Source organism: Oryzobacter telluris, assembly GCF_043099285.1.
In the GTDB taxonomy this organism is placed as follows: domain Bacteria; phylum Actinomycetota; class Actinomycetes; order Actinomycetales; family Dermatophilaceae; genus Oryzobacter; species Oryzobacter telluris.
On the sequence record NZ_CP170723.1, the window covers coordinates 1,399,242 to 1,420,193 of the forward strand.

At 70.2% G+C, this 20,952-nt stretch carries 20 protein-coding genes; 15 read left to right on the forward strand and 5 right to left on the reverse strand.

Features of this window, described 5'->3' with window-relative positions; all coding sequences use genetic code 11:
* Positions 1 to 30 precede the first annotated feature (30 nt).
* The 12 genes from ACFLFB_RS06355 to ACFLFB_RS06410 all read left to right on the forward strand — a co-directional run bounded on the left by ACFLFB_RS06355 (position 31) and on the right by ACFLFB_RS06410 (position 12,130).
* On the forward strand, positions 31 to 1,137 hold the full coding sequence (locus tag ACFLFB_RS06355) for a glycosyltransferase family 4 protein (RefSeq protein ID WP_392544867.1): 1,107 nt from the start codon (positions 31 to 33) through the stop codon (positions 1,135 to 1,137).
* 117 nt (positions 1,138 to 1,254) lie between these two features.
* Positions 1,255 to 2,094, forward strand: a complete 840-nt coding sequence (locus ACFLFB_RS06360; RefSeq protein ID WP_392544868.1) for a class I SAM-dependent methyltransferase — start codon at positions 1,255 to 1,257, stop codon at positions 2,092 to 2,094.
* Positions 2,095 to 2,106: 12 nt separating this feature from the next.
* Entirely contained in the window at positions 2,107 to 3,633 is a 1,527-nt protein-coding gene (locus tag ACFLFB_RS06365; protein WP_392544869.1) for an oligosaccharide flippase family protein, read from the forward strand.
* Complete coding sequence (locus tag ACFLFB_RS06370; RefSeq protein ID WP_392544870.1) at positions 3,630 to 4,418, forward strand: hypothetical protein; 789 nt, start codon at positions 3,630 to 3,632, stop codon at positions 4,416 to 4,418. Before ACFLFB_RS06365 ends, ACFLFB_RS06370 begins: the two co-directional genes overlap by 4 nt.
* 126 nt (positions 4,419 to 4,544) lie before the next feature.
* The gene (locus ACFLFB_RS06375) at positions 4,545 to 5,432 is read left to right on the forward strand and encodes a glycosyltransferase family 2 protein (RefSeq protein WP_392544871.1); all 888 of its coding nucleotides are present in this window, start codon (positions 4,545 to 4,547) and stop codon (positions 5,430 to 5,432) included.
* Entirely contained in the window at positions 5,429 to 6,193 is a 765-nt protein-coding gene (rfbF, locus tag ACFLFB_RS06380) for a glucose-1-phosphate cytidylyltransferase (RefSeq protein ID WP_392544872.1), read from the forward strand. The genes ACFLFB_RS06375 and rfbF overlap by 4 nt, the downstream gene beginning before the upstream one ends.
* Positions 6,178 to 7,443 (forward strand): class I SAM-dependent methyltransferase, encoded by a 1,266-nt coding sequence (locus tag ACFLFB_RS06385; RefSeq protein WP_392544873.1) that lies wholly within the window; start codon positions 6,178 to 6,180, stop codon positions 7,441 to 7,443. The genes rfbF and ACFLFB_RS06385 overlap by 16 nt, the downstream gene beginning before the upstream one ends.
* A 2-nt stretch (positions 7,444 to 7,445) precedes the next feature.
* Positions 7,446 to 7,982, forward strand: coding sequence for a dTDP-4-dehydrorhamnose 3,5-epimerase family protein (locus ACFLFB_RS06390; protein ID WP_392545391.1), 537 nt, complete (start codon positions 7,446 to 7,448; stop codon positions 7,980 to 7,982).
* A complete protein-coding gene (locus ACFLFB_RS06395) occupies positions 7,967 to 8,779 on the forward strand; it encodes an NAD-dependent epimerase/dehydratase family protein (RefSeq protein WP_392544874.1) in 813 nt (270 codons plus the stop codon). Before ACFLFB_RS06390 ends, ACFLFB_RS06395 begins: the two co-directional genes overlap by 16 nt.
* A complete protein-coding gene (gene rfbG, locus ACFLFB_RS06400; protein ID WP_392544875.1) occupies positions 8,776 to 9,873 on the forward strand; it encodes a CDP-glucose 4,6-dehydratase in 1,098 nt (365 codons plus the stop codon). Before ACFLFB_RS06395 ends, rfbG begins: the two co-directional genes overlap by 4 nt.
* Positions 9,874 to 9,938: 65 nt before the next feature.
* Complete coding sequence (locus ACFLFB_RS06405) at positions 9,939 to 10,952, forward strand: glycosyltransferase family 4 protein (RefSeq protein WP_392544876.1); 1,014 nt, start codon at positions 9,939 to 9,941, stop codon at positions 10,950 to 10,952.
* The gene (locus ACFLFB_RS06410) at positions 10,949 to 12,130 is read left to right on the forward strand and encodes a glycosyltransferase family 4 protein (protein WP_392544877.1); all 1,182 of its coding nucleotides are present in this window, start codon (positions 10,949 to 10,951) and stop codon (positions 12,128 to 12,130) included. The genes ACFLFB_RS06405 and ACFLFB_RS06410 overlap by 4 nt, the downstream gene beginning before the upstream one ends.
* A gap of 1 nt (position 12,131) precedes the next feature.
* Here the strand turns inward: ACFLFB_RS06410 and ACFLFB_RS06415 are convergent, their stop codons facing one another.
* Genes ACFLFB_RS06415 through ACFLFB_RS06425 form a run of 3 tightly spaced genes read right to left on the reverse strand, consistent with a single transcriptional unit; the run spans position 12,132 to position 14,210 of the window.
* Positions 12,132 to 13,031 (reverse strand): glycosyltransferase, encoded by a 900-nt coding sequence (locus ACFLFB_RS06415; RefSeq protein WP_392544878.1) that lies wholly within the window; start codon positions 13,029 to 13,031, stop codon positions 12,132 to 12,134.
* Positions 13,024 to 13,440 (reverse strand): DUF2304 domain-containing protein, encoded by a 417-nt coding sequence (locus tag ACFLFB_RS06420; RefSeq protein WP_392544879.1) that lies wholly within the window; start codon positions 13,438 to 13,440, stop codon positions 13,024 to 13,026. The genes ACFLFB_RS06415 and ACFLFB_RS06420 overlap by 8 nt, the downstream gene beginning before the upstream one ends.
* The gene (locus tag ACFLFB_RS06425; protein WP_392544880.1) at positions 13,437 to 14,210 is read right to left on the reverse strand and encodes a glycosyltransferase family 2 protein; all 774 of its coding nucleotides are present in this window, start codon (positions 14,208 to 14,210) and stop codon (positions 13,437 to 13,439) included. The genes ACFLFB_RS06420 and ACFLFB_RS06425 overlap by 4 nt, the downstream gene beginning before the upstream one ends.
* Before the next feature lie 109 nt (positions 14,211 to 14,319).
* Here ACFLFB_RS06425 and ACFLFB_RS06430 point away from each other — a divergent pair, with 109 nt between their 5' ends.
* The 3 genes from ACFLFB_RS06430 to ACFLFB_RS06440 are packed head-to-tail and all read left to right on the forward strand — an operon-like array spanning position 14,320 to position 18,030.
* Positions 14,320 to 15,582, forward strand: a complete 1,263-nt coding sequence (locus tag ACFLFB_RS06430) for a hypothetical protein (RefSeq protein ID WP_392544881.1) — start codon at positions 14,320 to 14,322, stop codon at positions 15,580 to 15,582.
* Positions 15,579 to 16,847, forward strand: coding sequence for a glycosyltransferase family 87 protein (locus ACFLFB_RS06435; RefSeq protein WP_392544882.1), 1,269 nt, complete (start codon positions 15,579 to 15,581; stop codon positions 16,845 to 16,847). The genes ACFLFB_RS06430 and ACFLFB_RS06435 overlap by 4 nt, the downstream gene beginning before the upstream one ends.
* Complete coding sequence (locus ACFLFB_RS06440) at positions 16,837 to 18,030, forward strand: glycosyltransferase 87 family protein (RefSeq protein ID WP_392544883.1); 1,194 nt, start codon at positions 16,837 to 16,839, stop codon at positions 18,028 to 18,030. Before ACFLFB_RS06435 ends, ACFLFB_RS06440 begins: the two co-directional genes overlap by 11 nt.
* Here ACFLFB_RS06440 and ACFLFB_RS06445 read toward each other — a convergent pair.
* Together ACFLFB_RS06445 and ACFLFB_RS06450 are read right to left on the reverse strand one after the other, a co-directional pair.
* Positions 18,000 to 19,415, reverse strand: coding sequence for a hypothetical protein (locus ACFLFB_RS06445; RefSeq protein WP_392544884.1), 1,416 nt, complete (start codon positions 19,413 to 19,415; stop codon positions 18,000 to 18,002). The two genes, ACFLFB_RS06440 and ACFLFB_RS06445, sit on opposite strands and share 31 nt — an antisense overlap.
* Positions 19,412 to 20,929 (reverse strand): hypothetical protein, encoded by a 1,518-nt coding sequence (locus ACFLFB_RS06450; protein ID WP_392544885.1) that lies wholly within the window; start codon positions 20,927 to 20,929, stop codon positions 19,412 to 19,414. Before ACFLFB_RS06450 ends, ACFLFB_RS06445 begins: the two co-directional genes overlap by 4 nt.
* Positions 20,930 to 20,952: the final 23 nt, after the last annotated feature.

Below are 20,952 nucleotides of genomic sequence, written 5' to 3' on the forward strand. Positions count from 1 at the left end.
CGAGGGGGCCCGGACCTGAGAATCAGCGCCATGGTCTCCGTCGTCGCCGAGGCTGGCCACCAGGTCATGATGATCTGCCCCGCCACGCCCTGGGGAGAGCTGGAGGCCAGCCACGACTTCCCTGTCGTGACGGTGGCCGACTATGCCTGGCGGCCCGCGCGCTGGGCTTCTCGATTGGCGTCCGTCGAACCCCTGCGGGCGGCTCGAGGCCACCGGAAGGCCGTGCGGAGTGCTGCTGCGATCGTCGCGGCGTTCGAGCCTGACCTCGTGGTCGTGGCCGAGGTAACGAGCGCGGCCCTGGCTTCCAGGGTGGTCGGCCGGGGCCTGCCCACCTTGTACGACGCGCACAACGTGGACACGCGCCTCTACCGCGACCTGCGACGGACCGCACGAACGTGGTTCGAGCGCGTGACCTACGGGGTTGACGCTTCGAGGGTGGCGATCAAGGAGGGGGAGCTGGCTCGCCGGGCATCCGGCATCCTGGCTGTGAGCGAGATGGACGCCGAGCACTTCAGACGCGTCGTTCCGCAGACCCGAGTCGACGTCGTGCCCAACAGCATCTTCACGCCGACCGAGATGGAGGGCCTCAGTTCAGCACCGAAGCTCCTCTTCGTGGGAAGCCTTGACTACCCACCGAACGTGGAGGCACTCACGGAACTTGTGACCGAGGTGTTGCCCGTCATCCATCACGCCGAACCGCGCGTCCGGCTGGATGTCGTCGGTCGCCGCGCTCCGGCTTCGCTGCGTGCCGTGATCCAGGCCAGCGTCGCGGAGGTCCGGCTGCACGAAGCCGTCGCGGACCTCGCACCGTTCTATCGGGAGGCGCGCTGTGTCGTACTGCCTATGCGGTCCGGAGGTGGGACGAACCTCAAGGTGGTCGAGGCGATGGCTTACGGGGTTCCGGTCGTCTGCACGCCAAAGGCAGTCTCGGGCTTCGGGGTGAGGGACGGTGAGGCTTCCGTCCAGACGTCCTCGCGACTGTTGGCGGACGCTGCGGTTCAAGTTCTCCACGATGACGTCCACGCGACGTCCCTGTCGAAGGCCTCCCGGGAGGCCTTTGTGACGCGGTTGTCGATTGACACGGCGGTGAAGGTTCCGATGCTCGCGGCCCTTGAGGCGGCACTCTCACGTCAATGACGGGGTCCGCGGTTCACGGCGATGCGCCGGGCGCCCTGTGCGTGGCCCGGATATCCTCGACAGGCCATGAACGATTCCGCGTCGGAGGGTCACCACCCGATGCCTCGAGGTGATTCCGTGCCCGAGGCGCCGTGCTGGCTCTGCGGTGCCACCTCGTCACCTGATGCGACATACGGGCCGGCTGGCTTCGTACGCTGTGGCACGTGCGACTTCCTCTTCGCCCCCGCGAGAACGACCGAGGAGCTCCACGAGCTGTACACGGACGAGTACTTCGCGAACTATCCGGGCGGCACCTCGTACATTCACGACCTCGCACAACGTCGGTTCGAGGCACGCACACGGTTGTCGTGGGTCCACGAATACTGCGCGGAGGGCCGCCTTCTGGAGGTGGGGAGCGCCAACGGCGTGTTCCTGCACGAGGCGCAGGCCTCAGGGTTCGCGGTCGAGGGCATCGAGCCGGCACCCGGCCTGGCTCGGGCCGCACGCGTCACCTTTGGTGTTGATGTCCAGGCCGCGTTCATCGAGACTGCTTCCGTTGGCGACCGCACCGTCGACGTCGTCTGTGCCTGGCACGTACTGGAGCACCTGCGCGACCCCCTCTCTGCTCTGGTCCGGCTCCGATCGGCCTTGCGGCCCGACGGGCTGCTGTTCCTTGAGATCCCGAACATCGGTAGCGTGCGAGCCCGACTATCGGGCACCCGGTGGTTTCATCTCGACCCGACCAACCACGTTGCCTTCTACTCGCCCGAGCAACTGGCGACGTTGCTCGGGCAGGCCGGTTTCGAGGTGGCCAACGTCCACACGGTCTCGGGACACAGCATGTTGCGGCCGCGCGTCGCCTTGGAGCCAGCCCGGCTCGCCGCGCGCCTGTACGACACGTGGGCGGAGCGTGCCTGGCAGGCTCGACGCCATCCGACAAAGCACGAGATGCTCCGTGCTGTCGCCCGCGCGGTCTGAGCGCAGGTAGCCATGACACAGAACGAACGTCCGGCCCGGGAGCGTGCCGTTGAGGCGGCGCACGAGCCGTCGGACCCTGGCACCGTCGACGACGGAGGCGGCCGGGCCAGTGCGAGGGTCGTCCGGGGCGGCGTGCTCCGAACGTTCGGTTACGGAGTAGGGGCCTTGGCCAACGTGGCCGGATCGGTCCTGCTGTTGCGGTACCTCGGCGTCGAGCAGTTCGGGAGCTACGCAGTCGTCACGTCTCTGGTGGCCCTCGCCGGAGGACTGGCCGACGGTGGCTTGACCGCTGTGGGGAACCGTGAGCTCGCGGTGCGAGGCGGTCGTAAGGAGCGACGGTTGCTCATGTCTCAGCTGCTGGGCATCCGTCTGCTCGTCACCCCAGTCGCGATGGCGTTGGCCGTGCTCTTCGCCTTGGCGGCTGGGTACCCGGCTCTCCTCGTTCTCGGAACCCTGCTCGCCGGACTCGGGTGGATCGTCTCAGTCGCTGCCTCCGCCCTGGCAATGCCCCTGTCAGTGGAACTGCGCATCGGCGCGCTCACGGCGCTCGACCTTCTCAAGTCTCTGGGTGCGACAGCTGCGATCGTCGTGCTCGTCCTGATCGGGGCAGGGCTCCTTCCCTTCTTCGCTGCGGCAGTCCCGACTGCGGTGGTTGCAGTCCTCGTCACCCCGCGCCTGCTGGCGAAGGGGTCGCTGGGATGGCCGACGCTGCGCCTGCGGGAGTCCGGTGAGCTGGTCAGGAAGTCGCTCATCATGGCGCTCGCGACCGTCGTCGGTGCCGTGTACCTCAGGTTGCTCACCCTGCTCGTCTTCCAGCTCTCGGACGAGACCCAGACCGGCCTGTTCGGGACGTCGGCCCGCATCCTCGAGGCCATCACCGGGCTGCCCTTGCTGGTGTTCCTCGTCGCACTGCCGGTGATGTCGCTCGCGTACAAGGAGAACCGGAACTCCCTGCGCCGCTTCTTCCAGCGGATGGTCGAGGTGTCGACGGTCGTGACGTGGTTCTTCGTCACGGTGCTGGTCGTCGGCGCCGAGCCGATCATTCTCGCCGTGGGGGGTGCCGAGTACGCACAAGCGATCCCAGTCCTGCAGGTGCAGAGCTTGGCCCTCGTGGGGGCACTTCTGGCCATGGCGTCGACCATGGCCGCCATCGCCATGGACCTCGACGCTTCGATCCTCCGCGCGAACGCGACGGCCCTCGGCTGCGCGTTCGTCTTGGGAATCCCCGCCGTGCTGCTCTGGGGCGCCTTGGGAGCCGCAGTGGCCACGGTCGCCGGTGACCTCGCTATGGCCGCCGTGTACTGGGTGGCACTGGGTCGAGCAGACGCGCAGATGCGTCCACGCTTGCGCCACACGTGGAAAGCACTCGTCGCGGCTATGGCGGCCGTGGTGGTTGCCACCGTGGCACCTGTGGGTGACCTCGTCGCTACCGGAATCGCCGCAGCGGTCTTCGTCGCTGTCGCACTCGTCACCCGAGCGGTGCCTGCAGAGGTCTTCGATGCCCTGCGGCATCGTGGCATCGGGGGTGGACGAACATGACCAAGGGCGAGAGGAGCATCCTTCACGACACAGACCTGACGGTGGTGCACCTCGTTAGCGCCTCCTATGGAACGGGCCCAGTGGAGCAGTTCGCCGACGCCTATCGGCGCCACGACCCGGGCTGTCCGCACCGCCTGCTCGTCCTCTTGAGCGGAATTCGCGCGGACCGTGCACCGCAGCACCTCGTGGCGCTGCAGGGGATCGAGTACGACGCCATGGAGGTTCCGCGCTCGACCATCGACCTGCAGTCGTACCGAGTGGCTGCAGCTGAAGTGCAGACGCGAAGGCTCTGTTTCCTCAACTCCCACAGCGCACCTGTATCGGACGGATGGTTGCGGCGCCTGGACGAGGCCTGGCGTGCGCCGGGGGTCGGCCTCGTGGGAGCCACGGGTTCGTGGGAGTCCATGGGCAACGCTCGCCCGTGGCGGCGGTGGCCTGAGTTCCCGAACGCGCACCTGCGGACCAACGCCTTCCTTATCGAGCGCGATCTCATGACGTCCTTGTGGTGGCCGACGGTCACCAGCAAGCACCGCGCATGGGAGCTCGAGTCGGGACGGCGGAGTCTGACGCGCCAGGTGCAGTCGCGCGATCTGGGCGTCTTCGTCGTCGGTCGGGAAGGTGTCTTCGCGCCGGAGCAGTGGGCAGTGAGCCATACCTTCAGGTCCGGCGGGCAGTCGAACCTCCTCGTGGCCGACAATCGAACGCGCCAATGGGCGGAAGCGGACTCCCGAACACGCGAGCACCTCTCGACGCTCGCGTGGGGATCGGGGGGCGACAGCCTCTGACCGGCCAGTCGCGCCCTTCAAAGTCAGGCTCTCGGTCGTTCGGTCGTCGTGCTCGGATATCCCCAGCATGGGCACCCGCCGTGACTAGAGTGAAGGAATTCCGTGGGCGTGAAGGAGGAGGTTGACGTGGCCGCAGGTCGGGCTGCGACGACGACGATCGCGCTCCCCGTCTTCAACGGCGAGCGGTTCCTCGGGGACGCCATCGACTCGGTTCTCGGCCAGACGCTGGCGCCGACGGAGTTCCTCGTGTTCGACAATGCGTCGACCGACCTGAGCAGGCTCCTCGCGACGCAGCGCCTCGGAGAGGACGCCGTGCGGGTGGCACCGCGAAACGCGGGGGCCTCATGGAACTTCACTCGGGCGGTGGAGGAGTCGACCGGCGAGTACTTCGCCTGGCTGGCGGCCGATGACCGTTTCCATCCGCGTTTCCTCGAGCGGACAACCGCTGCCCTCGATTCCTCGCCCTCAGCTGCGGCTTGCCTGTGCACCGTGGAGTTCATCGACCTCGAGGGGCGCACGGTCGGGCTGCAACGGGATCCGGAGCTCGCCGACGTCCGGCCCAGCGTCCGGTTGCGGTCCTTCCTGAGGCGGCACCGATGGACCGAGTCCTACTGCCTGTACCGCAGGGAGGTCCTCCTCGCCTCCCCGATGTTCCGTGGTGAGTTCGCCGCCGACGTCATCCTCACCTGGTGGTTCCTCCTTCGAGGTCCGCTCGTCGTCGTCGACGAGCCGCTGCTCCAGTACCGCGTATACCCGACGAAGACCGACGAGGAGATGGCCGACAGCCTGACCCCCGGGGCTCGCCCGGTCAGCTGGCGCAAGCTGCGCCTATGGCGTGCCCTGTGGCGTGAAACCTCCGGGCCCGACGTGGACTGGATGACGCGTCGGACAGCCCGCGGGGAGCTCCTTCTGGCACTGACGAGCCGAGCCTGGCTCGACCACAACCTCAAGGATCTCAAGCACGTCCTGCACCACCGACCTCGTCCACTCCGCAAGGGAGCCCCCACATCATGAAGACCGTGATCCTGGCAGGCGGTCGGGGTACTCGGCTTGCCGAGGAAACGCACGCGATCCCCAAGCCCATGGTGCTGATCGGTGGACGGCCGATCCTGTGGCACATCATGCAGCACTACGCGGCTTATGGGTACACCGATTTCGTTGTCGCACTGGGGTATCGCGGCTATGTCATCAAGGAGTACTTCGCGAACCACCTCCTCCACGAGTGTGACGTGTCCGTCGACCTGGCCTCAGGCACGGTCGAGTACCTCTCCCAGAGCCGGGTCGACTGGAAGGTCACCCTGATCGACACCGGGGAGGACTCCATGACCGGGGGCCGGCTCAGGCGGCTGGCGCCGTTGTTGACGGAACGTTTCCTCCTTACCTATGGAGACGGGCTGTCGGATGTGCCCGTTGACGAGGTCGTCCGCCGTCACGAGGCCGCCGGAGCCCTCGCTACTGTCACCGCCGTCCACCCTCCGCCGCGCTTCGGATCACTGGGCGTGTCCAATGGTTGGGTCGACGAGTTCCGTGAGAAGCCGGGCGACCTGCACGACTGGATCAATGGCGGCTACTTCGTGGTCGAGCCGGAGGTCCTCGACCTGATCGAGGGCGACGCGATGCCGTTCGAGTCCGCGCCGCTGACGGCCCTGGCCGATCGTGGGAAACTGGCGGCGTACCAGCACGACGGCTTCTGGATGCCCATGGACACCGTGCGGGAGCGCGACGAGCTCAATCGCATCTGGGATTCGGGGAGGGCCCCGTGGCGGACGACGTGAACGACGCTGATTCCCTGAGCCCTCGCGGAACGACACGGTGTCGCGGTTGTGTTTCCACCGCGCTCGTGTCGGTGCTCGACCTCGGTCGACAGCCGTTGGCCAACGAGATGGCCCTGACTGCCGATTCGCCCGATCCGAGCTTTCCGCTGCACCTGCGAATCTGCACGTCGTGCGGTCTGGGGCAGGTGGGGGAGTACGTGCTGCCCGAGCGGATCTTCAGCAAGGACTATCCGTACATCTCGTCGGTGTCCACCTCCTGGGTGGAGCACGCAGGTGCGTACGCCAGCGACATGCGCGAGTCCCTCTCGCTGTCGCAGGATGACCTCGTCGTCGAGGTCGCGAGCAACGACGGCTACCTGCTTGCGCAGGTCAAGGAGCTGGGCATACCGGTCCTCGGCGTCGAGCCGGCTGGAAACGTGGCTCAGCTGGCACGAGGTCGCGGAGTGCCCACCCTGTCCGAGTTCTTCGGGCTTGACTGCGCTCGGCGCATCATCGACGAATACGGCCACCCGCGGCTCGTGGTGGCGAACAACGTCATGGCACACGTCCCGGACCTGCATGACTTCGCGGCTGGGCTGGCGGCGCTGTGCGACGACGAGACGATCATCACCGTCGAGAATCCGTCGTTCCTGAACCTCCTGCGCGAGACCCAGTTCGACACGATCTACCACGAGCACTTCTCGTACCTCACGGCTCACGCTGTCCAGCGCGCGGTCGGGCCGCACGGGCTACGGCTGGTACGGGTCGACGCGCTCCCGACTCATGGGGGGTCGAACCGGTACTGGCTCGCTCGGACGACGAGTGCCCACCCGGTGCACCCGAGCGTCGATGAGACGGTCGGTGGGGAGCTGGCAGAAGGTCTCCTCGACGCCGAGACGTGGGCGGCCTTCGCTCAGCGCAGCCACTTGGCACTGGATGGTCTCCGAGGATGGCTCGACGAGCAACAACGACAGGGCCGCACGGTGGTCGGTTACGGTGCCGCTGCCAAGGGCAACACGCTGTTGAACGCGGCGGGCGGTGGGCCCGCCGACCTGCTGGTGGTCGTGGACGGAAGTTCCGCGAAGCAGGGAAGGTTCCTACCTGGGTCGCACGTCGCCGTGGTCGCTCCGTCCTCTCTGCCCGCATACCAACCCGATGCCGTCCTCGTCCTGCCGTGGAACATCGCCTCCGAGGTCGTTCCCGTGGTCCGAGACCTCGTCCCCGATGCCGAGTGCTGGACCGCCATCCCGACGATGCGACGACTGACGTGACCATGGGCCTCATCGAGGAACAGGCGATCCGCGGGGTCCTGCTCCTCCGCGGGGCTCGTCACCCTGACCACAGGGGAAACCTGCGCAAGGTCCTGTCGGCGCGCCTCCTTCGTCAGGTGGGGGTGTCCTTGGAGGTCGACGAGGTCCTCACCACGACGAACTCCGCGGCGGGCACGGTGCGGGGTCTGCACTACCAGGTGGCCCCGAACGAGGAGACCAAGACCCTCTGGGTGACCCACGGCGCCATCTACGACGTCGTCGTCGACGTGCGCCCCGACGAGCCGACCTATGGCACCTGGCTGTCGGTGCACCTCAGTGCTGACGACGACACCGCCCTGCACCTGCCTCCCGGTGTGGCTCACGGCTACCAGACCCTCGCCGACGACACGTCGCTGACGTACCTGATGGCCGGAGCGTTCTCACCGGTGCACGCTCGAACCATCCGATGGGACGACCCGCGCCTTGGCATCAGCTGGCCCGTCCCTGCGACCCGGGTGTCGGACAAAGATCGAGCTGGATCGTCATGGCCGCCCGCCTGAGCCACCGAGTGCTCCTCACGGGAGCCACTGGCCTCATCGGCGGGTGGGTGCGACGTGAGTGGCCGTCTGACGGGTCCGTGGTGATACCTGTCGGAAGCGCCCAGGGAGACCTTCTCCAACCAGGCGGCCCGGAGCGACTCGTCACGCGCGAACGCCCCACGCACGTGGTGCATCTTGCGTGGTCGGCCAGCGGGACACCGGGGTACCGCTCGAGCACCGACAACGCTGCGTGGTACCAAGCCTCCGTGCGGCTCGTCGAGGCGGCGCGGTCGGCTGGTGCCCAGTGCTGGCTCACGGGGTCGGTCGTGGACGCCGCGGACCCAGCCGGCAACGACCTCGACCCGTACACGCTGCACAAGGCGATGCTGCGCCGCACGTTCGCTGCCGACATCGACGCCGGGGAGGTGGGCTGGTTCCGCCCCGCGTACGTCGTCGACGGGTCCATCGGCCGACCCGCCCTGGTCGCGGAGGCACTGGCCGCAGCACGTGCCGGTCGCGCGGTCGCGCTGCGGACTCCGAGCGATCGCCACGACTTCGTGCACGCGGCAGATGTGGCCCGGGCGATGGTCACCGCCGTCACCGCCGACCTCACCGGACTGCTCGCGGTGGGGTCCGGGCGGTCGCGAACGGTGAGTGAACTTGTTGAAGCACTGGGAGCCAGGTGGTCCGCTGTAGCGGCCGAGCGGACCGAGCACCACTCGGTGGAACTGGCTGACATCGAGTGGCTCACGGCTCGCGGGTGGAGGCCTCGGTACACCGACATGCTCTTCGGCACAAGGAGGGGTCTGGTCGAATGACGAAGAAGGAGCTCGAGATGGTGGGGCGCAGACCCGACGTCGAATTCTGGCGTGGTCGCCGCGTCCTCCTCACCGGTCACACCGGGTTCAAGGGCAGTTGGCTCACGTGGTGGCTGCGCGAGATGGGCAGCGACGTCCACGGGGTCTCCCTCCCCGAGCCGCCAAGCCAGCCCTGCCTGTGGGAACAGCTCGGGGTCAGCGGTGTCACCGAGTCGCGGAGCGACGTGGCGGGAGGGACCTGGCAGGAGGACGCCCGTAGGTTCGTTCCGGACGTCGTCCTCCACCTCGCCGCCCAGCCCCTTGTTAGTGCCGGGTACGCCGACCCGCGGACCACCTACACCACCAACGTCCAGGGAACGGTCAACGTCCTCGACCTCGTTGCGCAACTCGACGGTGTCCGGGCGTGCGTCGTCGTGACGACGGACAAGGTGTACGACGTGCGTCAGGACGCCCCGTTCGCCGAAACCGCTTTCCTGGGCGGCAAGGATCCCTACTCCGCGAGCAAGGCCGCGGCCGAGCTCGTCGTCTCCTCCTGGCCATCGCCGGTGCCGACTGCCACAGCGCGCGCCGGCAACGTCATCGGGGGCGGCGACTGGGCCGCCGACCGGCTGTTGCCTGACCTGGTCCGCGCCTGGGCTGCGGGGCTCGAGGTGTCCTTGCGCATGCCGGAGGCGATACGACCGTGGCAGCACGTCGTCGAACCCCTCGCGGGTTATCTGTTGTTCGTCGAGGACCTCGTCAGCGGCCGCGACGTTCCCTCCGCGCTGAACTTCGGACCGAGCCAGGACCAGGCAGTCGCCGTCGGCGAGGTCGTGGATTTCGCTGCCGCGGAGTGGGCGAGGCTCGTCCCCGGCTCGCGGTTGGGCCGGCAGGTGGTCGGTCGACCCGACATGAGGGAGACCGGCGTGTTGACCCTGGACTCGACGGCGGCCAGCGAGGTCCTGGACTGGCAAGGTCACTGGAACTGGCGCGAGGCCGTCTCCAGGACACTGTCCTGGTACGTGATGGCGGCGCGTGGTACCGCTGCCGCCGAGCTCGTGGCCCGTGACGTGGATGCTTACGTGAACGGTTCTGTGCCCCTGGGTGACGAGTGAGCGGAATGGACCGGCCAGCCGTACCGCGACTCCTGGTGTCGGCACTGACCTGGGTGGATGGAGGGATGGGCGGAACCGAGACGTACGTGCGAGGTCTGCTGCCCCGGCTCGCCCGACGATCCGACCTGGCCCTCATCGCGCTGCTGCCCTCCACCGTATCGGCGAACGGTCTGGAGGCCGAGGTCCGACGCGAACGGTGGGGCACTGCGCCCGGTGCGGTTCGGCGCCTGCTCACGACGGCCAGGCTCCTCCTCCCGGGTGGCCCGCGCCGGCACGCTCGCTACCACGACGTCGTCCACTACCCATTCACGGTCGCGCTGCCGCCTTCCGGTCGCACTCCGTACGTCGTCACCCTCCACGACGTCCAGCACCGTGCCTTGCCAGAGCACTTCTCGCGTGCTGAGCGCCTCTACCGCCGCTGGGCCTACGATCGGACGGCCCGGAGGGCCGCTGCGGTCATCACCGACAGTGAGTTCAGCAAGGACGAGATCGTCCGGCTCCTGAGGATCCCGCCAGAGCGGATCCACGTCATCCGGCTGGGTATGGACCCGTCCTTCACGCCGCACTACGGCGAGCGCGACAACTTCGTGCTCTACCCGGCGCGGCGGTGGCCGCACAAGAACCATGCGCGGCTCCTCGAGGCCATGGAGCGTCTACGGGTCGAGGACCCGACGCTCACGCTGGTCCTCACGGGAGGTGGCGCGCCGCTGCCGGACGCCCCTCACTGGGTGGAGCAACGCGGACTGGTGTCGCCCGAGGAGCTGCGCGACCTCTACCGCAGGGCCGCGTGCTTGGCCTACCCCAGCACGTACGAGGGCTTCGGGCTGCCAGCGCTCGAGGCCATGGCGTCGGGGTGCTCGGTCGCCGTGTCCGAGCTCGGTGCCCTCGCCGAGGTCTGCGGCGACCACGCCGAGACGTTCGACCCACTGGACCCGCAGGCGATCGCTGACGCCATCCGTCGGGCGATGCACATGACACCCTCTGCCCGGGCACGCGCCGCGAGCTGGAGCCAGGAGTTCACCTGGGAGCGAGCCGCCGAGGCCCACGCGGCGGTCTTCAGAGCGGTGAGCCTGCGGTGACCCGGGTCCTGTGGTTCCACCCCCGGCCCTGGGGGACCGCGCGTCACGGTGGCGACATCCGCACGCGTGGGCTGGTCCTCTCGGCCCTCGCCCGCGGGCACGAGGTGGCGCTCGTCGTCCCCATGGGTGGACCCGACGACGAGCACGAGGGCCTCACCCTCCTGACGTTCGCGGAACCTGCCGGAGTCCCCAGGAGCCTGGCCGCGAAGCTGTTCAGTCCGGACCCGTTGCGCTCACCTCGCCTGCGGCGGGGTGGCCGTGACGACCTCCGCGCTCGCATCCGGGCCTTCGCCCCGTCCGTCGCGGTCGTGTCGGAGGTGATGTCCTGGAGCATCGCGCATCACCTGCTTCCTCCGGGTCTGCCCGTCGTCTACGACGCGCAGAACCTCGAAGGCCAGCGGTTCCGCGTGATGGCGCGCGGTGCGTCGGGTGTGGGCGATCGCGTCACGCTGTCGATCGACGCGCGGCGGGTGTCGCGCGCCGAGCGGGACCTGCTCGATCGCTCGAGGGTCCTGCTGGCCGTCTCCGATCCGGACGCCGCCGGACTGCGCGCCCTCGGTGCCCGGGGCGAATGCACCGTCGTGCCGAGCTCGGTCACGACCCCTGACCGCGTCGCCGACCCGGAACACAGCGAGCCGAGGGTGCTCTTCGTCGGGTCTCTCGACTACCCCCCCAACCAGCAGGCGGTCGAGGAGCTGGCGACGAGGATCTGGCCCCTGGTCCTGCGGAGCCGGGCCGACGCCCACCTCGACATCGTGGGGCGCAACCCCGGCCGGAGGGTGCGCGACCTGGCCGGCGGCTCGGACTCGATCTCGCTCCACGCCGACGTCGACAGCGTCGAGGGTTTCTACCTCGTCGCTCGGGCGGTCGTGGCGCCGCTGCGCAGCGGCGGTGGGACCAAGCTCAAGGTCTACGAGGCGCTGTCGTACGGGCTCCCGCTGGTCGCCACACCCGAGGCACTCCACGGCGTGCGCGTCGACAAGGATGCCGTCGCCCTCGCTGATCGGCCGGAGGAGGTGTCCTCCGCGCTGGTGCGCCTGCTCGACGACGCAGCGGCGGCCGGTCGGCTCGGACGTCGTGCTCGCGCTGTCTTCCTCGAGGAGCTCTCGTGGTCCCGCGCGGCCGGGCCGGTGCTGGACCGAGTGCTTCGCGAGGTCGGAGGGCAGGCCCGGGCCTGACTCACCGCGCCATCGCGTGCCTCAGCAGGGGCACGAGCGCGGTCCATCGCCGCCGCCTGAGGGCCGAGGGCAGCAGGGCGAGCCCATGCAGGCGAGAAGTCCACCGGACCGACGCGGTCCTCCGGGCGCGATGCCAACCGAGCTCGCGCATCTGTGCCACGGCCGACGCGTAGTACCGCCGCTCATCACTGAGACGGGTGCCGCCGAGGATGCTCGTCGCGGAGGCACTGGCGAGGTGACGCCGGTAGGAGAAGGTCTCGACCGGGTCGAACACCAGGGTCTCTCCCGCCGCGATGAGGTCGATGACGAATGCAAGGTCCTGGATGATCGGCAGGTCGTCGTGGAACGGGACGTCCCTGATCGCCGCAGTGCGGAAGACCAGTGCCGGCCAGTAGAGCCAGTCACCGCGAAGCAGGCTCACGGCCAGCGCCTCCCCGCCCAGTTGGGTCGGCTGCTCGACGCGAGGTCTGATGGCGCGCTTGACCCTGTCCGCCAGAGGCTGCGCGGCCGCGCCCGACTCGTCGATCACGCGGACTCCCGGCTGGATCATGGCGGCGTCGGGGAAGGCCTCGTGGTCGGCGACCACGCGCGCCACGAAGTCCGGCTCCACGAGGTCGTCGCAGCCCATGAACATCACGAGCTCGGCAGAGGCCAGGCCGCGGCAGCGGTCGTAGTTGCCCGTGGTTCCCAGGTTCGTGGCGTTGCGGACGTAGGAGATCCGGGGGTGGTCCTCACGGGCGAAGTGGTCCCTCACCGTGAGGTCGGGGTAGCAGTCGTCGACTACCACCGCGCGCCATCGGTCGCTCGTCTGGGCCGAGAGACTCGCCACGGTCTCGAATAGCAGCGTCGGGTCTCCCCAGTACGGGACGAAGATGTCCAGTAGGGGGGGCCGGTCAGTCATGCCCGTGAGGGTCCGTCGGCTGGCCGCCACCCGGCTGGCCGTCCGGCGGCAAGGCCGCGAAGGGTCCGGTCGGTCGCACGGCGTCCGCGCGGAGGAGGGCGACCTCCTCGGCGAGCCGACGGGTGCGTGCTTCGAGCCTGCCGACCTCCGAGGCGAGCTGCATCGAGATCACGAGGAGGAACAGCACCCCGGCGAAGAGGATGAGGTTGAGGGGGAGCTGCACGCGCAGGGTCCTGGTGATCCAGTCCAGCGCCGACGGGAAGATGGCGAAGAACACCGACACCGTGCCGAGGACGACCCAGGCGATGGCGAGACGGCCGCGCACGTGACGCCGGCGGACCAGCTCGAGTGACATGCCGAGGACGAGCAGGCCGCCGACGAGCCCGAGCCAGTACCCGTCGGGCCTCATGACACCGCCTCGGGGGCGGGCGGACACGTCCAGCGGCGGACGAGCCCGAGGCCGATCGCCACGAGTGCCCGTGCAAGGTAGACGACGGACCCCACGACGCCCTGCGTGGGGCGTCCGTGCTCACGAGCCGTCATCCGCACCGGGACCTGCCGGACGACCAGGCCGCACTTGCGCGCGATGACCAGCGCCTCGACCGTGTCACCGAGGTACTCGGCGGGGTAGTGCTCCGCGAACAGGCGGATGGCTCGCGGGCCCAGCGCCCGGTAGCCCGACGTGCTGTCGGTGAGTCGGGTGCCGACGATCAGAGACATCACGGCTGCGAGGATCCGCATCGCGAACCGTCGGGCGCCTCCCACCTCGTACGGCGTGTCGTCGGCGAAGCGGGCACCGATGACGACGTCGGCTCCGCGCAGGGCCTCGACGAGTCGGGGGAGGTCGCGGACGTCGTGCTGGCCGTCACCGTCGACCTGCACGACGATGCGATAGCCATGGCGCAGGGCGTAGCCGTAGCCGGTCCGCATCGCTCCGCCGACTCCCAAGGTGAACGGGAGGGTGACGACAGTCGCGCCGGTGGCGCGGGCCACCGCGGCGGTGTCGTCCCCGGAATGGTCGTCGACGACGAGGACGTCGGCGCCGGGCGCGTGCTCGTGAACGGCTCGGACGACGGATCCGACGCTCGCCGCCTCGTTGAGGGCGGGGACCACAACGAGGGTTCGTGGGGGCACGAGGAGGGGGCGACCGGCGCGCGCCGGCTCGCTCTCAGCAGCCATCGAGACCCCTTTCTGCGACGATTGTGCCCCGTGGTGCCCGTGGTGCGCGCGCGAACGGGCATTGTCGAACGGCCAGTGTGCCGACGAGCCGAAAGGTACGGTGTGCCGCGTGACGACGGGGGTGCTCGGGAGCGGGACGCGGACGGAATCCTTCGCCGACGCCCACGACGAGCGACGGCTGGTCCGCTGGGGACTTCCTATCGTGGTCTTCCTCGCCTCTCGCGTCGTGTCCACCCTCCTGCTCCTCCACGGTGCGGGCCAGCAGATCCAGCTGACTGCGGCGAACTTCCCGTTCTTCATGGCCCGGGACTTCCCGGTCGATCCCGGGTACCTCGACGTGATCACGACGTGGGACGGGCAGTACTACCAGTACCTCGCGCAGGACGGCTACGGGTCGTCGGTCCCGGGCGACACCCAGCTCGACTCCAAGCAGCTGGCGTGGGCCTTTCCCCCCGGGTTCCCCCTCGTGATCCGGGCGCTCGTGTGGCTGACCGGCGCCCCATTCGCGGTCGTCGCAACGGTTCTGAACGTGGTCCTCGGAACGGTCGCGATGGTGCTCCTCTACGGGCTCGTCCGCCGGCACGCCGACCGGTTCGCCGCGCTGGCGGTGGTCGCCACGACGAGCTTCTTCGTCAGCGCACCCCTGTTCCAGACCGCCTACAGCGAGAGCCTTGCTCTGCTCCTCCTCGTGCTGGCGCTTCGCGACATCGACTCACGGACCTGGTGGCGGGCCGCGCTGTGGACCGTGCTGCTCTCGCTCGTCCGCATCATCACCCCACCACTGGCGCTCGTGGTCGTCGTGGTGTTGTGGCGGCAGCGCCGTTCGACGGCGCGATGGTCGCGCACCGACCTCGTGGGTGGCGGTGTGGTCGCCAGCCTCGCCGCTGGTGGAGCCCTGTTCTGGAGCGTGCTCACCCGCTTTGCCGAGCCATCTGCGTCGGCAGGCGGGGGAGTGGCCGCCGACGCCGCATCGGACCGCACCTCGAACCTCGCCGTCCTCACCGTCCGCTGGATCCAGGAGGCGCACGCCTACTGGGGGGTGGGCGGGCTGGTCTTCATGACTCTCCTCGTGGCGGCCGTGGTGATGATGCCCCTCACCAGGTACGGACGCTCGCTGGGTCCAGCCGTGTCCACCTGGTTGTGGGCCTATCCCCTCTTCCTCTTCTCGGTCACGCTCATCCAGCCGGGGATGCTCCGCTACTTCCTGCTCGCTCCCGGCCTCCTCGTGCCCCTCCTGAGCCCCGTCCGACGGACACGACGCGCGAAGTGGGTCGTCCTCGCAGTCCTCCTGGTCCTGCTCGTCCTGGCACAGCGCTGGTTCGTCAACGAGCTGCTGGTCATCGACTCCCTCGAGCAAGGCTTCGGACCGTGAATGCCGGCGCACCTGCAGCGGCCCTGCGCCGCACCGGCTGGGAACGGGTCGACCGCTACCTGACGAGGGACCGCCTCGTCGTCTACCCGGCCGTCGTCGTCGTGCTGTTCCTCGTCGTGTGGTTCATCTCGCTGCCGCTGCGTTTCCCGCTGCCCGACTTCCTGTCACGGTGGACGGCGGGTCGGCTCGTCCTCGACGGCCGCGCCGCCGAGCTGTACGACCCCGCAGTGCAGTCGGCGGTCCAGCTCGACCTCGGCGCGACAGCCCTGTCGTGGTTCGTCTCACCCCCGTACGTGGCGGCGCTGCTCGTCGCCTTCGGGGGGATGCCCTATGCGGTGGCGGCCGTCGTGTGGACGCTCGCGACGCTGGTCCTCCTGTGGGTCACCGTCCGCTCGCTGGTCGCGCTGCACCCGGCGTTCGCGGCTCTCGACGGGTGGCGCGGACTCCTCCTCGCCGGGTCGTGCCAGGCCGTCCTCGAGCTCGTCGGAGCCGGCCAGGACAGCGCCCTCGTCCTCGCCGCGCTCGTCGTGGGGGCTCGACTCCTGGCCGACGGCCGCGACCCGTGGGCCGGACTCGTCCTGTCCGTGGCCCTCGTCAAGCCGCAGCTCGCCTGGCTGGTGCCCGTCGTCCTGCTGGCGCGTGGCGCCTGGACGGCGCTGGGCGGCTTTGTCGCGGGCGCGCTCGCCCTGCTCACCGTGTCGCTCGTCGTCCTCGGCCCGCAGTCGTGGGCCCGCTGGGTGGAGACGCTCGGGTCGCCGCTCTACCGGACCGAGGTCGTCGGGGGACAGACCGAGAAGAACGCCACCCTCCAGGGGCTCGTCGAGCACCTCGTCCCCGGGTCGGGCTGGCCGGCCACCGCGCTGTGGCTCATGGGGTTCGCGGTGCTGGCGGTGGTTGCGGTCCGCCACCGCGACCGGCTCGCCGGCATGACCCTCCCGGTTCTGCTCGTCACCGCCGTCCCGTTGACCACGGTCCTGATGACTCCGCACGCCATGGTCTACGACCTGGTGGTCGTCCTCCCGGCCGTGGTGTGGCTCCTCGCCGAGCGCCCGAGCCCGCGCCTGCGTGGGCTGGCTGCCGTCGGGTACCTCCTGCTCTTCCTCTCCCCGCTGATCCAGCTGGTCGTCCTGGCCGTGCCCTCGCTCGCCGTGCTGTCCGCGCCGTGGGTCGTCGTCGTCCTGGTCCTGTTGTGGCGCGAGCTGGGCTCCCCGGCAGTGCCGCTCGTGCTGTCGGGGCGCACGGAAGGGGAGCAGCGTGTCGGCTGAGGTCGGGCCCGGGGCGGCTCCGGCCGGAAGCGTCCGTCCTGTTGCCACCCGGGCGCACCGTCCCGGCGCCGGCTGGGTGGCCGCCCTCGTCGCTGGTCTCGGGATGGCCTGGGTGACGTGGGGGGGAATCGACAAGGGGATCTGGGTCGATCTCGACGTCTACATCGCGGGCGGCCGCGCGGTTCTCGACCGCACCGACCTCTACGCGGTCTCGGTGCACGACCTCCCCTTCACCTACCCGCCGTTCGCCGCCGCCCTCTTCGCCCCGCTCGCCCTGCTGCCGCTCGCGCTGGCTCGTGTCGTCCTCACCGTCGTCTCGGTCGCTGCCCTGGGCGTCGTGGTCGAGGTCCTTCGGCGCCGACTCGACCTGCCGCCGCTCGCCGTCGTGCCGGTCGTCGTCGCCGGGGTGGCGCTGGAACCCTTCCTGCGCACCGTCCTGCTCGGGCAGGTCAACGCGGTGCTCATCGCACTGGTCGTCCTCGACTGCCTCGTCGTCCCGGCCCGCCACCGGGGGTGGCTCATCGCGATCGCGGCGGGAGTGAAGCTGACGCCCGCCGTCTTCGTCGTGTGGTTCCTGCTGCGTCGCGAGTGGGGTGCGGCGGCCCGTGCCGCGGTCGGCGGGCTGCTCACCCTGGGCATCGGCTTCGTGGTGTCCCCGGGACCCTCGTGGTTCTACTGGACGGGCGGCTTCGGCGACCTCGGCCGGTTCGGTGCCGCGTCCGTCCTCGGGACCGACAACCAGAGCCTGTCAGCCGCGGCCGCCCGACTGCTGGGGCTCACCTCGGTCCCGACCCTGCTCGTGGTGGGCTGTGGCGTGGTCGCGGTGGGCGCTGCCTCCGCCACGGCCCGTGCCTGCCTGGGCCGCGGTGACGAGGTCGGAGCGCTGCTCGCGGTCGCCCTCGGCGGCCTGCTGGCGTCGCCGGTGTCGTGGAGCCACCACTGGCTGTGGGTGCTGCCCCTGTTGCTCTGGTGCGTGGCGACACGACGCAGCGTGTGGGCCGTGGCCCTCGGGGCGACGTTCTGGATCGGTCCCTTCTGGACCGTCTACCGACTCGTCCCGTCGGCTGCCCCGTACCCCGGGGGAGCGAGGGTCGTCGCGACGGCCTACGTCGTCGTCGGGGCGCTGCTCCTCGTCGTGCTGGCGCGCGCCCGTCAGCGAGCGTCGGCCGACAGCAGCACGTAGCCGTCGGCGCGGGCCACCACTCGCCACCCCAGGGCGTCGGGAAGGGCCGCGACGAGGGGCTCGCCCTCGCGGAGCAGGGCCACCTTGGCACCAGTGGTGGCGACGAACGACTCCCAGTCGCCGACGGCGCCGCGCGCGCCGATGTAGCGCCGGATGTAGGGGACGTCGAACAGGTAGGTGCGCGTGTCGATGACGGGGGAGACGCCGGGGTGCTCGAGGAGGAGCCAGCCGCCGACCGCGTCGTCGTTGATGACGACCGTGCCCTGCTCGAGCCCGTCGATGGCGCCGTCGAGGCCGAGTGGCACCGCCGCCGGGCGGGGCGCGACCGACGAGGCGAGGAGGGCGGCGAGCAGGGTGGCGAAGACCGCCGCCGCGGGGACGAGCCGCCGGTCGGCGCGCGCCGCGGCCGGTTCCTCGGGGAGAGGGAGGAGGGTCTGCAGCGCGCCTGCTGCGAGGGGGGCGACGACGACGGCACCGATCGCGACGGTGCGGGCGTACAGCAGTGCCCAGCCCAACGCCATCCCCCAGAGCAGGACGTGGGTCCACGGCACGCGTCGCCCACCGCGCGCCCAGCCGACCGCCGTGAGGGCGAGCAGCCCGACGGTGACGGCGGCGTAGGGCTCGTGCAGGTCAGGGGGCCGCCACTCGGTGACGAACTCGGCGTAGGCGTTGACGGTGAACGGCAGGGTGAGCAGGCGCGGACCGATCGGGGTCACCGCGGCGACCAGGACGCCGAGGACCGGGATGGCCGACAGCACGAGCAGCTCGCGAGCCGGCCGGGCTCGCTCGAGGGCCAGGCCGACGACGACGACGAGACCCACGAGCGGACCCAGGAACCACAGGCCGTGGCAGCAGGCCCAGAGGTAGGTGAGGGCGACGAGCCACCACGGCGTGCGGCCGCCCCGGTGGGCGACACGCAGCCAGACGGTGACGAAGACCGCGAGCAGGACGAACGACACCGTCTGCGGCCGGTAGGACTGGCTCGCGTACGTCCCGATCCACGCGGCGACGGCGACGAACGCCGCGGCCAGCACGCCGGCGTGGCGCCGGCAGGAGAGGTACAACAGCGCGAAGAGAACGATCCCGAGGACGCTGAAGAGCCAGCTGATGGCCGGGTAGCCACCCACGGCGAACAGGCCGGACATCGTGAGGTCGCTGAGCCAGTCGAGCTGCACCCAGGTGTTGGTGCTGAACCGGCCGAACGGGTCGTCGACGACGACGTCGTGGGTCCGCCACACGTTCTGGCCGGAGAGCACGTGCCAGTACGAGTCCGGGTCGTCGACAGGGAGAAGCCTCAGGCGCAGGACGATGAGCGGGACGAGGGCGACGACGGCCAGGCCCACCATGGTGGGCGGGCGGAGCCGGCGCGACGGCGTGTCGGTCATCCGGTCCTCACCCAGCCCTGCACGAGGTCGGATCCCGGGATCGGCGACCAGGCGGGGGAGTCGTCGAGGGCCGTAGCGAGCCGGTCGTCGGCGAAGGGGTCGGTCGCCGAGAGCAGGATGCAGGTGGCGTCCGAGATCGGTGGCGTGTCCACGTCGGTGGAGGACAGCACGCGGCCCGCCTCGACGAGCCGCGCGCGTCCCCAGTGGTCGAACCGTCCGTCGATCCACACGCGGACGTCGGGTCGCAGGAGCAGGACCGGTCCGGCGCTGCTGGGGTCGGAGAGCAGCCGGCAGTCCCGGGGAAGCCGGTCGATCACCGCGAGCTCGGGGAGTGGGCGCGACAGGGGGGCCGTGAGGAGCAGGGTCCCGGGGAGGAGGAGCGCCACGACGGCGATGAGAACAGGGCGCCAGTGGCGACCGTCGGACCAGAAGCGCACCCGCCGCCACCGGAAGGCCCCACGGGGCGGCTCCTCGGCGGCTCGGGTCCGCAGGCGGTCGGAGGCCCGGGTGACGGCCAGCGCCGCCACCGGGACCAGGGCGAGGAGGGCGACGCCCACGAACCGCAGGGCCGAGAAGGCGCCGAGGGCGGCCGGCAGCGCCAGCACCACGAGGGCAGCGGTGAGGCCGATCCGGTCGTCGGTGTGGCGCCGCGACCACCCGCGGGCTGCCCACAGGGCCCCTGCGAGGGCCAGGGCGAGGGCGATCGCCGCCGCAGGGAGCCACCGCACGACGAGGCCCGGCGTGAGGACCCCCAGCCACTCGATGACGAGTCCGGCACACGCCTTCTGGACCTCCCGGCTGAGGGCCCACGCGTCGGCACCGTAGGGCCCCAGCGCCAGCCCTCCGATCGCGCCGACGGCGGACGCAGCAGTGAGGAGACCCGCGCGGCCCACGGACACCCCTGGCGCGCAGAGCCACAGGACGGCCCAGCTGGCCACCGTGGCCGGGGCGAGGAGCAGCCACGACAGGTGCACCCACGAGCCGGCGCCCACGACGGCCACGGCCAAGGCCAGGACGACGCCGGCATCGATCAGGGCCGGAGGCCGCACGTCTCGGCGACGCCAGCGGTCGGCCCACAAGAGCCCCAGGAGGAACAGGGTCTGTGCCAGGACCGTGGCCCGCGGCGACAGCATCGCCAGGGCGGGCAGCGCGCAGAGCAGGGTGCCCACGAGGAACGGCAGCGGTCGCGCGCCGAGGCGGCGGGCCAGCAACGCGACGGCGACGAAGTACACCGCGATGGACAGCAGGGCCACGACGAACACGCCGAGGAACCGGCCTGCTCCCCAGCCGAGGGCCAAGAGGTCGTTCCACGCCGGAGACGTCTGGAAGAACGGGGCGTCGACCGGTGCCCAGCCCCAGGTGTCGGGGCGGACGAGCGGTAGCCCCGCCAGGTTCTCCACCCCGGCCCGCACCTGCCAGTAGGGATCGCGCTCCTCGACGGAGCCGGACCGGACGAGGGCGAGGGACCCGAGCCACGCGGACACGATCATCCAGTCCCGCGTCCCCGACCTCACCCGTGGATTATGGTCGAGCAACG